Below are 14,814 nucleotides of genomic sequence, written 5' to 3' on the forward strand. Positions count from 1 at the left end.
ACCGGCCACGAAACGGCCTCGGGCTATTCTTCAGGTTTCGGCTTGTCGCGTCTGGCCAGCTCCTTGAGCCATTTGCGGTGGTGCTTGTAGGCCCATCCCCCCGTTACCGATCCATGCGTCATCGCCCTGATCGTGCCACGGGTCCAGATTGCAGCATAAACATGCAGGATGAACAGCAAAATGACGCCGACAGCCCCAAGAGAATGCAGCAAAAGCGCCCATCTTCTGGTTGGGATGACCACCAGATCGGGAAAGAACTGTTGCCAGATCATGATGCCGGTTGCGAACATCACGAGGATCATCGCGGCCATGCCCCAGAAAATGAACTTCTGGCCGGCATTGTATTTGCCGAGCTCGGGCAACTTGTCCTCGTCCCCCTTGAGCAGGTCGCCGATGCGGGCCATCCATTGCAGATCCTCGCGTCGCGGCAGGTTCAGCTTCCAGAGCTGGACGAACATCACGAAGAAGCTGACCAGAAGCACGCAGCCGATGATCGGATGCAGCCAACGCATGGTCTGCCCACCGCCGAACAAGGCCGAGAGCCAGTACAGTTCGGGCGTGAACAGCGCCAACCCCGAGACCACGAGGATCAGCATTGATGCGGCCGTGACCCAGTGGTTGATCCGCATGATCAGCCGGTAGCGGCTGACCGAAAGCGGGTGGAGGCCCTCGATATGGTCACCGGGTTGCGAATATTCCAAACGCTCGGTCATCACGTCTCCTCCGTCTCGGGCTTGATCTCGGCCTCGACCAGCGTTTCGGCATGGACCTCGTCCTCGGCCTCGACCTTGTTGGCGCGACCCAGAAGCCCGTGCAGCAAGGAGCCGACGGCAGCCAGTCCGATGGCAGCCAGACCGAGCTTTTTGGCGGGTCCTTTCCACCCCTCGACCACCGTGGAGATCGACGGATTTTCGGGCAGGTTGGCGTAAAGCTGCGGCTGGTCGGCGTGGTGGAGCACATACATCACATGTGTCCCGCCAACGCCCTGCGGATCGTAAAGCCCCGCATTTTCGTAGCCGCGCGACTTCAGATCCTCGATCCTGCCCTGAGCGTGGGTGATCATGTCCTCCTTGTGGCCGAACAGGATCGCCTCGGTCGGGCAGGCCTTGGCGCAAGCCGGACCCTGACCCACCGAAACGCGGTCGGAGCAAAGCGTGCATTTGTGGGACTTGTGGTCGGTCTGGCTGATGCGCGGAATGTCGAAGGGACAGCCCGAAACGCAATAGCCGCAGCCGATGCAATTCTCGTGGATGAAATCCACGATCCCGTTCGAATATTGCACGATCGCGCCGGGTGCAGGGCATGCCTTGAGGCAGCCCGGATCCTCGCAATGCATGCAGCCGTCCTTGCGGATCAGCCATTCGAAGTCGCCGGTCACCGGATTGTCGAATTCGGTGAAGCGCATCAGCGTATACATCTCGGGCCCGAGGTCCGAGGGGTTCTCGTAGACGCCGACGTTATGTTCGATCGGCGGCGTGGTGTCGTTCCATTCTGCACAGGCCGACTGGCAGGCCTTGCAGCCGATACATTTGCTGACGTCGATCAGCTTGGCCACGGGCGTCAGCTGACGCTCGGGCGCGGGCAGATCGGGCATGGCCGAGGCGCGGACGACATCGCCCGCACCAAGGTTTGCCGGCATCGGCTGCACCGGAGGGTTGGAAACCGCCGTGCGCGGACTGTCGAGGTTCGGGTCCATGGTCATGACACATTCTCCCCTTCCGACGGTTCGATATTGACGAGAAAAGCCTTGAATTCAGGCGTTTCCACGTTCGCATCCCCAACCGAAGGCGTCAGCGTATTCGGGCCGAAGCCCTTGCGCGCCGCGCCGGTAAAGCCCCAGTGCAGCGGAATGCCGATGACATGGACGAGCTTGTCGCCGCATTTCAAAGGCTTGATCCGCTTGGTTACCAACGCTTTGGCCCAGACCTCGCCCCGCTTGGACCAGACACGGACCCAACCGCCTTTGGTGATGCCCTTTTCCGCCGCGAGTTCTTCACTGATCTCGACGAAGAATTCGGGCTGGAGGGCGGCGTTGATCTTGTTGTGCTTGGTCCAGAAGTGGAAATGCTCGGTCAGGCGATAGGAAGTCGCGACAAAGGGGAATTCGTCGCTGGTCCCGAATTGCGCGAAATCGTCCTCGAAGACGCGCGAGGCGGGGTTGCCGCGCAGGTCCTTGTTGAAGACGTTCGCGATCGGCGATTCAAACGGCTCCATATGGGTCGGGAAAGGCCCGTCCCGCATGAGGCCGCGCGTGAACAGCCGCGACGTACCCTCGGGGTTCATGATGAAGGGCATGACCTCTTCGGGCTTGGCGGTGGGCGCCACGTCGGGGACGTCGTAACCCGTCCATTTCGTGCCGTCCCACTCCAGCAGCTTGCGCGTCTCGTCCCAGGGCTTGCCGTGAAGATCGGCCGAAGCGCGGTTGTAGATGATGCGCCGGTTCAGCGGCCAGGCGAAGGTCCAGTTGAGATAGGCGCCGGTATCGTCGGGGTCGAAATTGTCCCGACGCGCCATATTGTTGCCGTTCTCGTTCCAGCTGCCGGAATAGATCCAGCATCCGGACATGGTCGAACCGTCGTCGCGCATCTGGCTGAAGTTCAGCAATTGCTGGCCTTTGGCCACGATGACCTTGGTCGGATCGGCGGGATCATAAAGATCCTGCAGCGCGCGGCCGTTCATTTCGCGCGCCAGCTCCTGCGGGGTCGGCTCGTCTTCGTCGGCATAGTCCCAGCTCAGGTTCAGGATCGGATCGGCATAGGCGCCGCCCTCCTGACGGTAGAGCTCTCGCACCCGCTTGAAGATCTGCGCCATGATCCAGGTATCGTGCTTGGCCTCGCCCGGAGGCGTCGCCCCCGCCCAATGCCACTGCATCCAGCGTCCCGAATTGACCAGCGCGCCTTCGTCCTCGGCGAAACAGGTCGTCGGAAGCTCGAGCACCTCGGTCTGGATCGAGGCGGTATCGACATCGTTGTTGCGGCCGTGGTTCTGCCAGAAACGGGCCGTCTCGGTTTCGAGAGGGTCCATCACCACCAGAAGCTTCAGCTTGGACAGCGCCGCCGTGGTCTTGTTGCGGTTCGGGAAGGACAGAAGCGGGTTGAAGCCCTGACAGAAATACAGGTTCACCTCGCCGTTGTTCATCATCTCGAACATGCGCAAGACGTCGTAATTGGCGACGTCGAGCTTGGGCAGGTAGTCATAAGCCCAATCGTTTTCAGCGGTGGCGTGATCACCCCACAAAGCCTTCATGAGCGAAACCATGAACTTCGGCGTATTCTGCCAATAGCTCGTCTGGCCCGGCCGCAGGGGCTTGTTGGCGCGGCTGGCCATATAGGTCGCGTAATCGGTCTCGCGTTCGAGCGGGATGTTCATATAGCCCGGCAGAAGGTTCGACATCAGGCCGATATCGGTCAGGCCCTGGATGTTGGAATGGCCGCGCAGCGCGTTCATTCCGCCGCCCCTGACCCCGATATTGCCGAGGATCAGCTGCAACATCGCCATGCCGCGGATGTTCTGCGCGCCTTTGGAGTGCTGGGTCCAGCCGAGCGCATACATCGAGGTCATGGTTTTGGTCGGGCTGGAGCATTCGCCGATCATCTCGGCAATGCGCAGGTAGCGCTCTTTGGGCGTGCCGCAGACCTGTTCGACCAGTTCGGGGGTATAGGCATCGACATGCTTCTTGAGCAGGTTCCAGACGCAGCGGGGATGCCCGAGGGTCATATCGACCCGCGCGAAACCTTCCTCGTCCAGCTCGTAATCCCAGCTGGAGCGGTCGAAGTCGCGTTTCTCGGCATCATAGCCGCTGAACAGGCCGTCGGACCAACCGAACTCTTCCTTCACGATGAAGGCCGCGTTGGTGTAGTTCTTGACGTATTCCCACTGAACTTTGTCGTTGGCGATCATCCAGCGGATCATGCCCATTAGCCAGACGATGTCGGAGCCGGGACGGATCGGCGCGTAATAATCCGACACCGAAGCGGTCCGCGTGAAGCGCGGGTCGACAACGATCAGTTTCGCACCACGGTTCGCCTTGGCAACGGTCACCCATTTGAAGCCGCAAGGATGCGCTTCGGCTGCGTTCCCGCCCATGACGATCACGAGGTCGGTGTTCTTGATATCGGTCCACGAGTTGGTCATCGCACCACGGCCGAATGTCGGGCCCAAACTGGACACCGTAGGGCCGTGTCAGACGCGCGCCTGGTTATCGAATCCCAAAAGCCCCATGCTCCGCACGACCTTGTAGGTCAGCCATGCGGTTTCGTTAGTTGCGGCGGAAGCGGCAAGAAAACCCGTCGTCAGCCAGCGGTTCACGGTGGTTCCGGCCGCGTTCTTCGCGACGAAATTCGCGTCGCGGTCGTCCTTCATGGCGCGGGCGACCTTGTCGAGCGCCTCGTCCCACGAGATTTCCTCGAATGTATCCGAGCCGGCACGACGCAGGCGCGGCATGGTCAGACGGGTTTCCGCGTTGACGAAATCCTTGAGCGCCGCACCCTTGGGGCACAGCGTGCCGTGGTTGGTCGGGTGGTCTGCATCGCCTTCGATATGGGTGATGCGCGCGGTTTCGCCTGCTTTTACATCGCCATCCGAGTACAGGATGATGCCGCAGGCGACAGAGCAATAGGGACAGGTGTTGCGGGTTTCCGTTGTCGAAGCGAGCTTGAAGGGCCGCACATGGGCCGCCTCTGCCGCTTCCGCATCTCCGAAGCCAAGGGCCCCCAGAGATGTCACCGCGACACCCGCACCTGCGAGCTTTAGAAAGCTGCGCCGTGAGAGGTCGATATTCATCATTCCCTCCTGCTGCCTGTCGAAAAGATAGGTCCAATATGTTTTGGCCGAATGCAGGTTTATGTCAAGCTTCACGGAGGTTTGGCACAGGCTGCGGACCACTCTGACAGGCGGACGGCAGCCCTACGGGAGGGTCGATATTTCCTATGAATTTGGTCCGGATTGCTGCACAAAACCCGTGATCACATGAATGGAGAGGGAAAGCCGCGCCAATTTGTGATCACTGATCGGGTTATTACGCACCGTAAAAGGCCTTGTGATAACAAACCTCGCCCTCGGGCAGGGAGGGGACGAAACTGCGCGCCATGAAATACTCGGCCGGAGCACCATCAAAGCGCAAAGCCGGAACAGGCGCGAAGCCGAACTTTCCGTAGAAGGCCGGATCGCCCAGAACGACACAGCCATGCGCCCCGATGCGCACGAGATGCCGCAGCCCCTCGGTGACCAGAGCGGAGCCGATGCCACGCCCCTGATCGCCCGGACGTACCGCCATCGGACCCAGCCCGTACCAGCCGGCAGCGCCGTCGCTGATCGTCACCGGCGAGAAGGCGATATGACCGACCAGACGCCCCGCATCGACCGCCACAAGGGACAAGGCAAGCTGCTGCTCGGCACGCAGCGCGTCGATGATCGCGCCCTCGGTTCCGCTGCTATGGGGCGCGTCGGCGAAGGCGGCATCGGTCAAGGTGCGGATTTCACGGATATCGGCGGGGATCTCTCGGCGGAGCTTCACATCAGGGTCCTGAATGACGGTAACGGCGGCACGATAGGAACCGGCACCGCGTCAAGCAAGACGCGAGTGCCGGTCGATCGCCTAGACTTCGACCGCTACGGTGCCGATCGGATGCGAGCAACAGGCGAGAATGAAGCCGTCCTCGATATCCTCGTCCGAAATGCCGCCGTTATGGACCATATGGACATCGCCACGGGTCTTTTTGATCTTGCAGGTCCCGCAGAGCCCGAAGGTGCACCCCGAGGGGATATTGAGCCCGCTGGTCCGCGCCACCGACAAAACCGTATCGGTTTCCGAGCATTTCGCCGAAATTCCCGAGGATTCGAAGATGATCTCGGCGGAATTGCTTTCGTCCGGGACCACATCGTCAAGCGTGGGGGCCTCTGCCTCTGTGCGGACAGGGGCGCCGAAGCTTTCCTGATGGTAGCGGTCCATATCATAGCCGAGTGCCACCAGCATGTCGCGCACGGCCTGCATGAAGGGCTCGGGACCGCAGCAATAGACGTCGCGCTCGAGGTAGTCGGGGGCCATCAGCCCCAGCATGATCTGGTTCAGGCGACCGCGATAGCCGTGCCAGCTGCGGAACGGATCGGTTTCCTCGACCGTGAAATGCAGCTTGAGCCCCGGAACGCGGTCGGCCATGCCCTCGAGCCGCTGGCGGAAGATGATATCGCTTGGCGCACGCGCCGCATGGACGAAAGCAATATCGGGCATCTCGCCCGAATCCCATGCCCATGTCGTCATCGACATCACAGGTGTTATCCCAGAACCTGCTGAAATAAATAGGTATTTTTTATCAGAGCGAGAATGGGTCGTGAAGATCCCCGAAGGCCCGTAAGCCTTGAGCTGCATCCCCGGCCGCAGGTGGTCGAGCATCCAGCGGCTGCCCTCGCTGCCCGGCTGCGCTTTGACCGTCACCGAGATCGACAAGGGCCGCGAGGGGCTGGAGGAGATCGTATAGGTACGTTGGACATTGCCGCCCGGAACGGGCAGGTCCAGCGTAACGAACTGGCCCGGCTTGTAGTCGAACCAGGCCCCCGAGGGTGCGCGGAAGGTGAATGTGGCGGTGTCCGAAGTCTCGGGCACCACCATCGCACATTCCAGAGGCTCGCTGTCCTTCCAGGGTGCCTCGCCGAATGCTTTGTTCGCTGCCGCCATTATTCGGCCGCCATCGCGGGTTGCGGCGCGAGCAGGTCAAGCATCTTGCGGCAATACCAATCCACGAAATGGATCACGCCCTCCTCCTGATTGGGCGAATAGGGGCCGGGCTCGTAGGCGGGCGAAAGGATGCCCTTCTGGTTTTCCTCGACGACGCGGCGGTCCTCGTCGTTGGTGGCCAACCAAACCTCGGTGAGCTTCTGGAGATCGTAATCCACCCCCTCGACGGCATCCTTGTGCACGAGCCATTTCGAGGTGACTTCGGTCTCGGTGGGCGAGATCGGCAGAAGGCGGAAGACGATGGCGTGATCGGGCAGGAAGTGGTTCCAGCTCGACGGGAAGTGGTAGAACATCAGGCTGCCCGCGTCGTTCCACGGCATGGTGCCCATGCGGCGGCTGACCGCTGCCTTGGTCGACATGGTGAAGCTTTCGGCATTGTTCATCAGCGGCACGCGCGCCAGACGCCACTGCATGTCGTCCTGATTGACGAAACGCGCCGGAACGCCGGCATCATCGCAACGCTGCCAATGCTCGAGAATCTCGGGGCTGGCTGCATTCGGCCCCTCCATCACGGTCATCAGCGGGTTGTCGGAGTAGCTGCGGCAGAGCGAGGGATGCGAACCGCCGCAGTGATAGCACTCGCGGTTGTTCTCGATGACCAGCTTCCAGTTCCCGTTCTCGACGATCGTCGAAGAAAAGGCGACTTTCGCGTCCTTCAGCCCGCTCGGGGCCAGATAATCCTTGAGAAGTCCGCCCAGACGCTCGAATTCCGGCGGGTTTTCGGCGAGGCAGATGAAGACCATACCGTCCGCATCCTGCACATGGACAGGCTTGAGGCTGTATTTCGACGGGTCGAAATCGGGGCCCATGTCGCGGGCAAAGACCAGGCGGCCGTCGAGATCATAGGTCCACTGGTGGTAGGGGCACACCAGTTTCGGCGAAGACCCGTTCTGCTTGGGGCACAGACGCTGGCCGCGATGGCGGCAGACGTTGTGGAACGCCCGGATCACGCCGTCGCCACCGCGTACGATCACGATCGGATAGGCGCCGACCTGAAGCGTCGAATGGTTGCCGGTCTTCGGAATATCGCAGGAAGGGATCGCGAAGATCCATTCCTTGTACCAGAGGTTCTCGAGATCTGCCTCGAAAACGCCCTGATCGCTGTAAAGCTCGCGGCTGAGGGAGTGGTTTTTCTGCCGTGACGTAATGTGGTCGAGGATTTCCGCTGTGTTCAACATGGCTGTGATCCAAGGGGGCATGAGGGACGATATTTTCGTCAGAATTGCACTCGCCAAGACGAAAAAAGTGCCTGAAAACGACATCGGATGGTCGAATTCTGACATCCCGCACACCCGTTTTTCACCCAGCCCGATCGAATCTCCAGACATATAGCGCCGATGTCGTTTTTCGACTCTGGAAAAGGCTGGGGATAACTCAATGCGCAAGCGAAAGACGAATCTGTGGGGGAATCGCTTCCTGACAAAAAGCGGATTTTTCGGGTCGGAACCAACAGGGAACCCGGACGCTTCATCCACATGTCCAAAACCATCCACCAGCCTGTCCACAGCCTGTGCGCGAATCGAGTTATCCACACGACTTTCCACAACTCGATATATTTGCAACATTTTGCAATTGTTGGAAGAATCACATTTCAGCTCTCGCGCCGGAACGGTTTGTCCCGAGGCGAAATCACCTGTGAAAAGAATCCGTGAAACAGGGTTTTCCAGATGCCCACAGGGCCAAATAAAACATCATCTTTATTTCTTTCTTAAATTTACTATTGAGAAAGAAAGGAGACCCTCATGACCGATTTGCTCAGTTTGGCTTACCCATGGGTCAAGGCCCTGCACATCATGGCCGTCATGTCGTGGATGGCGGGTTTGTTCTATCTGCCACGGCTTTACGTCTATCACGCCGAACGTGGTCAAAACGGGCAAGAGCCGGTCAGATCTTTCGAGATCATGGAATACAAACTTCTGCGCATGATCATGAATCCTGCGATGATCGTAACATGGCTCGCGGGGTTAGCCCTTGTTTTCACACCGGGAATCGTCGACTGGTCGTCGATCTGGCCCTGGACGAAAGCTGCGTGCGTCATCGCGATGAGCGGATTTCACGGCTGGTTGTCGGTGCAAAGAAAGGCCCTTTTGGCAGGGAAGGGCGTCTCCGGCCGCAGCTATCGGCTCGCGAATGAAGTCCCGACTTTGCTCATGGTCGTCATCGTGCTCTCAGTCGTCGTCAAGTTCTGAGAATTGACTCGTCAGGGCAGAACGCCTAAGTGAGGAAAACCGTCGTCCGACGGGGATTCTCCTATTCAATGGTTTCATGCGGGCCCGATCCGTGGTCGCGGCGCTTAAAGGCGAAGTTTATGAGCGAAGAACGTCTCAACCTCTCTGATCTCAAGGCGAAAAGCCCTGCCGATCTTCTGGCGATGGCCGAAGAATGGGAGATCGAGAATGCGACGGTGATGCGCAAAGGCGAGATGATGTTCTCGCTGCTCAAGGAACATGCCGAAGAGGGCTTTGAAATCGGTGGCGACGGCGTGCTCGAGGTTGTCCAGGACGGTTTCGGCTTCCTGCGCTCGCCGGAAGCGAACTATCTGCCGGGTCCGGACGACATCTACATGAGCCCCGAGGTCATTCGACAGCATTCTTTGCGTACGGGCGACACGGTCGAGGGCGTCATCCGCGCCCCAGGCGAGAACGAGCGTTATTTTGCGCTGACGAAGGTCGAGAAAATCAACTTCGAAAGCCCGGAAAAAGCCCGTCACAAGGTCGCTTTCGACAACCTGACGCCGCTTTATCCCAACGAACGCCTGAAAATGGAGATCGAGGATCCGACGATCAAAGATCGTTCGGCACGCATCATCGATCTCGTTGCGCCGATCGGGAAGGGTCAGCGTTCGCTGATCGTTGCTCCTCCGCGCACGGGCAAGACCGTTCTGCTGCAAAATATCGCGCATTCGATCGAACGTAATCACCCCGAATGCTACCTGATCGTGCTTCTGATCGACGAACGTCCTGAAGAAGTCACCGATATGCAGCGCTCGGTGAAGGGCGAGGTCGTATCCTCAACCTTCGACGAACCGGCCAGCCGGCACGTTGCGGTGTCCGAGATGGTGATCGAAAAGGCGAAACGTCTTGTCGAACATAAACGAGATGTTGTGATCCTTCTCGACTCGATCACAAGACTTGGTCGTGCCTTCAACACTGTGGTGCCGAGCTCGGGTAAAGTGCTTACTGGTGGTGTTGATGCGAATGCGCTTCAGCGTCCGAAACGCTTCTTCGGTGCTGCGCGCAACATCGAAGAGGGTGGTTCACTCACCATTATCGCGACCGCGCTGATTGATACCGGCTCGCGGATGGACGAAGTCATCTTTGAAGAATTCAAAGGGACCGGCAACTCCGAGATCGTTCTCGATCGCAAAGTTGCTGACAAGCGCGTCTTCCCGGCGATGGATATCCTCAAATCGGGCACGCGTAAGGAAGATCTTCTGGTCGATCCGAAAGATCTGCAGAAAACGTATTTGTTGCGTCGCATTCTCAACCCGATGGGAACGACCGATGCCGTTGAATTCCTGATTTCCAAGCTGAAACAGACGAAATCGAACAGCGAATTCTTCGATTCTATGAACGCCTGACGCCGTTACACGGAGGCTGGATTGGACACCATTTTTGCTGAAGCAACGCCTCCCGGTCGTGGGGGCGTTTCTGTCATTAGAATCAGTGGCTTGCAGTCAAAAGAAGCGCTGGAATCGCTTGCCGGAGCGATACCGGAAGCGCGCAAAACCTATTTGCGCGGATTGCGTGACGGCGACGATCTGATTGACCGTGCCCTGGTTATCCGCTTTGAGAAGGGCGAGAGCTTCACGGGCGAAGATGTCGCTGAGCTGCATCTTCACGGCGCACCGGTTATTGTTCAGCGACTCGAAGCTGCTTTGGTTTCCTTCGGGCTACGCCGTGCAGAGGCGGGCGAGTTCACCCGTCGTGCATTTCTCAACGGAAGAATAGACCTGTCCGAAGCCGAAGGGCTCGCGGATCTTCTGGCTGCTGAAACGGAATCGCAACGAAAGCTCGCGATGCGAGCCGCGGAAGGAGAGGTCGGCCGGCTGACCGAAACTTTGCGCCAGAGCCTCATCCGCGCGGGCGCACTGGTCGAAGCCAGTATCGATTTCGCGGACGAGGATGTCCCAGAGGATATTCCGGCAGAAGTTTTCACCTTGATCGATACGGTCCAGACGGAGTTGCGCCGCATTTTGCATCAGTTCCCTGCGACCGAACGGCTGCGGCAGGGTTACGAAGTCGCCATAATCGGCCCGCCGAATGCGGGAAAATCGACGTTGCTGAACTATATTGCCAAGCGCGAGGTCGCGCTTGTGTCGGATATTGCCGGCACGACACGGGATATTCTCGAACTGCGTGTTGATCTTCGCGGTTTGTCGGTGACCTTCCTCGATACGGCGGGGTTGCGGGAAAGTCAGGATCCGGTCGAAACGATGGGCGTTGAGCGTGCCGTTCGCCGGGCAAGAGACGCTGATTTGCGCATCCACCTTTCGCCGAACGGGGTGCCTCAATTTGATGTGGCCGATGGTGATCTGGTTGTTCGGTCCAAGTCCGATTTGAGCAATGATGCCGAAGGGATCTCGGCCCATAGCGGGCAGGGGGTCGAAAATCTTCTCAACAAGATTTATGCTTTTCTGCGAGGAAAAGCGGCGGATTCTGGGATTGTGAGCCATAAGCGGCAAGCCGAAGCAATCTCGCGGGCTATTGATTCGCTAGACCGCAGCAAAAGCGGTTTACCTGAGCTGGCTGCAGAGAATATTCGATTGGCGATTCGCGAATTATCCGCGATGGTTGGGCGCATAGACGCGGAAGATTATCTCGACGAGATCTTTTCGTCGTTCTGTATCGGGAAGTAGGTTTCACGTGAAACAATATGATGTGATCGTGATCGGCGGAGGCCATGCAGGGCTTGATGCAGCAATGGCTGCAGCCCGAATGGGCGTCGAAGTCGCGTTGGTTACACTTAAGGCCGAAGATATCGGCACGATGTCCTGCAATCCGGCGATTGGCGGATTGGGCAAGGGCCATCTTGTACGCGAGATCGACGCGATGGACGGCGTGATGGGGCGACTGGCTGATGCAGCTGGTATCCAGTTTCGTTTGCTCAACCGTCGAAAAGGTCCCGCTGTGCAGGGACCCCGCGCGCAGGCCGACCGCTCGCTCTATCGGGCCGCAGCTTTCCAGGCTGCCTCGACACAATCTGGGCTTTCGCTGATTTTCGGCGAAGTTACAGGTCTCGACCATGAGAATGGTAGAGTGCGCGGCGTTACCCTTGCCGATGGAACCTATCTTTCTTCGAGCCAGGTTGTTCTGACGACGGGCACGTTTTTGAACGGTGTCATTCACATCGGCGACGTTTCCCGTCCTGCAGGACGCTGGGGAGATGATGCTTCGATTGGCCTTGCTCAATCGATCAAGGGTCTCGACTTGCCTTTCGGGCGACTGAAAACGGGCACGCCGCCTCGATTGAGAAAAAGCACGATCGATTGGGACGCGCTCGAGAAGCAGCCTGGCGACGAAGATCCGGTTCTGTTTTCCTACATGAACGCCGGCGTCATCGCCCCGCAAGTGGATTGCGCGATCACGCATACGAGCGAGATTACGCATAAGATCATTCAGGACAATCTTCACCTTTCGGCGATGTATGGTGGTCATATCGAAGGGGTGGGGCCTCGCTATTGCCCGTCGATCGAGGACAAGGTTGTTCGGTTCGCCGACAAGAATTCACATCAAATTTTTCTTGAACCAGAGGGATTTGATAGTGATGTGGTCTACCCCAACGGGATTTCGACGTCGCTGCCTGAAGAGGTCCAGCATAATTATGTGCGCTCTATCAAGGGCTTGGAAGGTGTCGAGATCCTTCAGCCGGGTTATGCGGTCGAATATGATTATGTCGATCCGCGCTCGCTGAAGGCGACGCTCGAGGTTAAAACCTTGGAAGGTTTCTATCTTGCCGGCCAGATTAACGGGACGACGGGATATGAAGAGGCAGCTGCGCAAGGCTTGGTTGCCGGCTTGAACGCGGCACTCAAGGTGCTTGGGCGCGAACCGTTGATTATGAGCCGCTCACAAAGCTACATTGGCGTGATGATTGACGACCTGATCACGCGCGGGGTTAGCGAGCCTTATCGCATGTTTACTTCGCGTGCCGAATTCCGACTCAGCTTACGTGCCGATAATGCCGATCAGCGCCTGACGCCCCTCGCAATCGAACTGGGTTGCGTTTCGGACGTGAGGAAAGCTGCTTTTTCTCAAAAGATGGATCAGTATTTCGCGGCGCGTGATCGGGCGATGACGGTTAGTTTTTCGCCGAACCAGCTTTCCGCACATGGTATCGTCGTGCGTCAGGACGGTGTGCGCCGCAATCTGTTCGGACTACTCGGGCAGGGTGATCTCGAGCAAACGACCGTTCTTGCTTTGGATGATGAGTTGGCCGGGTTCAGCGCCGAGACGATCAGACAAATTTCGACAGATGCGCTCTATCACCAATATACCGAGCGCCAAGATCGCGATGCGGCAGAGCTGCGCAAAGAGGAGGGGGTTACCATTCCGGCCGACTTCTCTTACGACGATATCTCGGGTCTATCCAACGAGCTCAAGGACAAATTGAACCGTTGGCGGCCGACTTCGCTTGCAGCGGCGGCGGCTATAGAAGGTATGACGCCTTCTGCGCTTACGTTGATTTTGGCCGTTATTCGCTCGAATACGCGGAAGTCGGCATGACTCTTGTTTCACGTGAAACAGACAAATTGCTGGACCACTACGCGGCTTTGATCCGAAAATGGAATCCGGCAATCAATCTGATCGCTCCACAGTCGCTCCCATTCCTGGAAGAACGGCATATTCGTGATTCACGGCAGCTGTCAGAAGTTTCCCAAACCGCCACGGAAAATTGGGCGGATCTGGGAAGTGGCGGCGGCTTGCCGGGGTTGGTACACGCCATTATGCGGCCGGATCTTGCGGTAACGCTTGTTGAAAGCGACCAGAGAAAGGCTACCTTTCTTCGAACGGTTGCCCGTGAGCTGGCCCTTGGCAATGTCAAAGTCCTCTCCGAACGCATCGAAAAGCTGGATCAGCTTGATGTTGCCAATGTAAGTGCCAGGGCCCTTGCTCCGCTTCCTTTGCTCATGTCATATGTGTCCAGACACCTTCGTGCCGATGGTACAGCTTGGCTGATGAAGGGGAAAAATTGGAAGACCGAAGTGGAAGAGGCGCGTCAAATGTGGAATTTTAACATGATCGCGCATCCGAGTGAGACCGAGCCCGGAGCCGCCATTTTGCAGATTACGGGAATTCGTCATGTCTGAAGCACGGGTTATTGCAGTTGCAAACCAGAAGGGCGGGGTCGGCAAGACGACAACGGCGATCAACCTCGCGGCGGCGCTTGCGGAACTTGGCCATTCGGTCGTGATTGTCGATCTTGATCCTCAGGGCAATGCTTCGACCGGATTGGGCATTCCGGTGGAAAAGCGTGATTTGAGTTCGTTTGATTTGTTGGTCGGCGAGCAAACCTTGCAGGAATGTGCGCAGGCGACCGAAGTCAAAAACCTGTCGTTGGTGCCGTCGACCTCGGACCTTGCTTCCGCAGATATCGAGTTGGCCGGTCGTTCGGCGCGTGCGCAGCTTTTGCGGCAAAAACTGCACGGCACGCATGACGCCGATTTCATTTTGATCGATTGCCCGCCGGCGCTCGGGCTTCTGACGCTGAATGCGATGGTCGCTGCGCATAGCATTCTCGTCCCGCTTCAGGCTGAATTTTATGCGCTTGAGGGGCTTTCGCAGCTTTTGATGACCGTTCGCGAGGTTCGCCAGACCGCGAATCCCGAGCTGCGTATCGAGGGTGTGGTCCTTACAATGGCCGACAACCGCAACAATTTGTCCCAGCAGGTCGAGGCCGATGCCCGCGGCACGCTGTCGGATCTTGTGTTCAAGACCGTTATTCCCCGGAATGTCCGCCTATCCGAAGCGCCCTCGCATGCGATGCCGGTGCTTCATTACGATACGCAATCCAAGGGAAGCGGGGCCTATCGCAGCCTAGCACGCGAGTTTTTGAGCCGACAGCTCGCAACAGTTTGAGGG

The 14,814-nt window shown here is 58.3% G+C and carries 13 protein-coding genes; 6 read left to right on the forward strand and 7 right to left on the reverse strand.

Features of this window, described 5'->3' with window-relative positions:
* Positions 1-23: 23 nt before the first annotated feature.
* From ACFFUC_RS03170 to ACFFUC_RS03195, 7 genes are all read right to left on the reverse strand, one after another.
* The gene (locus ACFFUC_RS03170) at positions 24-713 is read right to left on the reverse strand and encodes a formate dehydrogenase subunit gamma (protein WP_377683432.1); all 690 of its coding nucleotides are present in this window, start codon (positions 711-713) and stop codon (positions 24-26) included.
* Positions 713-1,702, reverse strand: a complete 990-nt coding sequence (gene fdxH, locus ACFFUC_RS03175; protein ID WP_377683434.1) for a formate dehydrogenase subunit beta — start codon at positions 1,700-1,702, stop codon at positions 713-715. Before fdxH ends, ACFFUC_RS03170 begins: the two co-directional genes overlap by 1 nt.
* Positions 1,699-4,170: a formate dehydrogenase-N subunit alpha gene (gene fdnG / locus ACFFUC_RS03180; protein WP_465263087.1), complete on the reverse strand. Its 2,472-nt coding sequence runs from the start codon at positions 4,168-4,170 to the stop codon at positions 1,699-1,701. Before fdnG ends, fdxH begins: the two co-directional genes overlap by 4 nt.
* A 12-nt stretch (positions 4,171-4,182) precedes the next feature.
* Complete coding sequence (locus ACFFUC_RS20035; RefSeq protein WP_465263088.1) at positions 4,183-4,782, reverse strand: twin-arginine translocation signal domain-containing protein; 600 nt, start codon at positions 4,780-4,782, stop codon at positions 4,183-4,185.
* Positions 4,783-5,017: 235 nt separating this feature from the next.
* Positions 5,018-5,515 (reverse strand): GNAT family N-acetyltransferase, encoded by a 498-nt coding sequence (locus ACFFUC_RS03185; protein ID WP_377683437.1) that lies wholly within the window; start codon positions 5,513-5,515, stop codon positions 5,018-5,020.
* An 81-nt stretch (positions 5,516-5,596) separates the two neighbouring features.
* Complete coding sequence (locus ACFFUC_RS03190; protein WP_377683439.1) at positions 5,597-6,673, reverse strand: FAD-binding oxidoreductase; 1,077 nt, start codon at positions 6,671-6,673, stop codon at positions 5,597-5,599.
* Positions 6,673-7,911 carry an aromatic ring-hydroxylating oxygenase subunit alpha gene (locus ACFFUC_RS03195; RefSeq protein WP_377683441.1) on the reverse strand — a complete coding sequence of 413 codons (1,239 nt, stop codon included), beginning with the start codon at positions 7,909-7,911 and terminating at the stop codon, positions 6,673-6,675. The genes ACFFUC_RS03190 and ACFFUC_RS03195 overlap by 1 nt, the downstream gene beginning before the upstream one ends.
* 564 nt (positions 7,912-8,475) lie before the next feature.
* On the opposite strand from ACFFUC_RS03195, the gene hemJ reads away from it, so the two are divergent.
* From hemJ to ACFFUC_RS03225, 6 genes are all read left to right on the forward strand, one after another.
* Complete coding sequence (hemJ, locus tag ACFFUC_RS03200) at positions 8,476-8,922, forward strand: protoporphyrinogen oxidase HemJ (RefSeq protein WP_377683443.1); 447 nt, start codon at positions 8,476-8,478, stop codon at positions 8,920-8,922.
* 119 nt (positions 8,923-9,041) lie between these two features.
* Positions 9,042-10,313 carry a transcription termination factor Rho gene (rho, locus tag ACFFUC_RS03205; protein ID WP_377683444.1) on the forward strand — a complete coding sequence of 424 codons (1,272 nt, stop codon included), beginning with the start codon at positions 9,042-9,044 and terminating at the stop codon, positions 10,311-10,313.
* Positions 10,314-10,334: 21 nt separating this feature from the next.
* Complete coding sequence (gene mnmE / locus ACFFUC_RS03210; RefSeq protein WP_377683446.1) at positions 10,335-11,591, forward strand: tRNA uridine-5-carboxymethylaminomethyl(34) synthesis GTPase MnmE; 1,257 nt, start codon at positions 10,335-10,337, stop codon at positions 11,589-11,591.
* A 7-nt stretch (positions 11,592-11,598) separates the two neighbouring features.
* Positions 11,599-13,458, forward strand: coding sequence for a tRNA uridine-5-carboxymethylaminomethyl(34) synthesis enzyme MnmG (mnmG, locus tag ACFFUC_RS03215; RefSeq protein ID WP_377683448.1), 1,860 nt, complete (start codon positions 11,599-11,601; stop codon positions 13,456-13,458).
* Entirely contained in the window at positions 13,455-14,042 is a 588-nt protein-coding gene (gene rsmG, locus ACFFUC_RS03220; protein ID WP_377683450.1) for a 16S rRNA (guanine(527)-N(7))-methyltransferase RsmG, read from the forward strand. The genes mnmG and rsmG overlap by 4 nt, the downstream gene beginning before the upstream one ends.
* A complete protein-coding gene (locus tag ACFFUC_RS03225; protein ID WP_377683452.1) occupies positions 14,035-14,811 on the forward strand; it encodes a ParA family protein in 777 nt (258 codons plus the stop codon). Before rsmG ends, ACFFUC_RS03225 begins: the two co-directional genes overlap by 8 nt.
* The last annotated feature ends 3 nt before the right edge of the window (positions 14,812-14,814 follow it).

The sequence above is a fragment of the Paracoccus cavernae genome (genome assembly GCF_042430175.1).
Classification (GTDB): domain Bacteria; phylum Pseudomonadota; class Alphaproteobacteria; order Rhodobacterales; family Rhodobacteraceae; genus Paracoccus; species Paracoccus cavernae.

Excerpts from the sequence above, each read along its gene's own strand:
- ACFFUC_RS03170 (WP_377683432.1), bottom strand. The coding sequence starts at position 713 with ATGACCGAGCGTTTGGAATATTCGCAACCCGGTGACCATATCGAGGGC.
- fdxH (WP_377683434.1), bottom strand. The coding sequence starts at position 1,702 with ATGACCATGGACCCGAACCTCGACAGTCCGCGCACGGCGGTTTCCAAC.
- ACFFUC_RS20035 (WP_465263088.1), bottom strand. The coding sequence starts at position 4,782 with ATGAATATCGACCTCTCACGGCGCAGCTTTCTAAAGCTCGCAGGTGCG.
- ACFFUC_RS03190 (WP_377683439.1), bottom strand. The coding sequence starts at position 6,673 with ATGGCGGCAGCGAACAAAGCATTCGGCGAGGCACCCTGGAAGGACAGC.
- ACFFUC_RS03195 (WP_377683441.1), bottom strand. The coding sequence starts at position 7,911 with ATGTTGAACACAGCGGAAATCCTCGACCACATTACGTCACGGCAGAAA.
- hemJ (WP_377683443.1), top strand. The coding sequence starts at position 8,476 with ATGACCGATTTGCTCAGTTTGGCTTACCCATGGGTCAAGGCCCTGCAC.
- rho (WP_377683444.1), top strand. The coding sequence starts at position 9,042 with ATGAGCGAAGAACGTCTCAACCTCTCTGATCTCAAGGCGAAAAGCCCT.
- rsmG (WP_377683450.1), top strand. The coding sequence starts at position 13,455 with ATGACTCTTGTTTCACGTGAAACAGACAAATTGCTGGACCACTACGCG.
- ACFFUC_RS03225 (WP_377683452.1), top strand. The coding sequence starts at position 14,035 with ATGTCTGAAGCACGGGTTATTGCAGTTGCAAACCAGAAGGGCGGGGTC.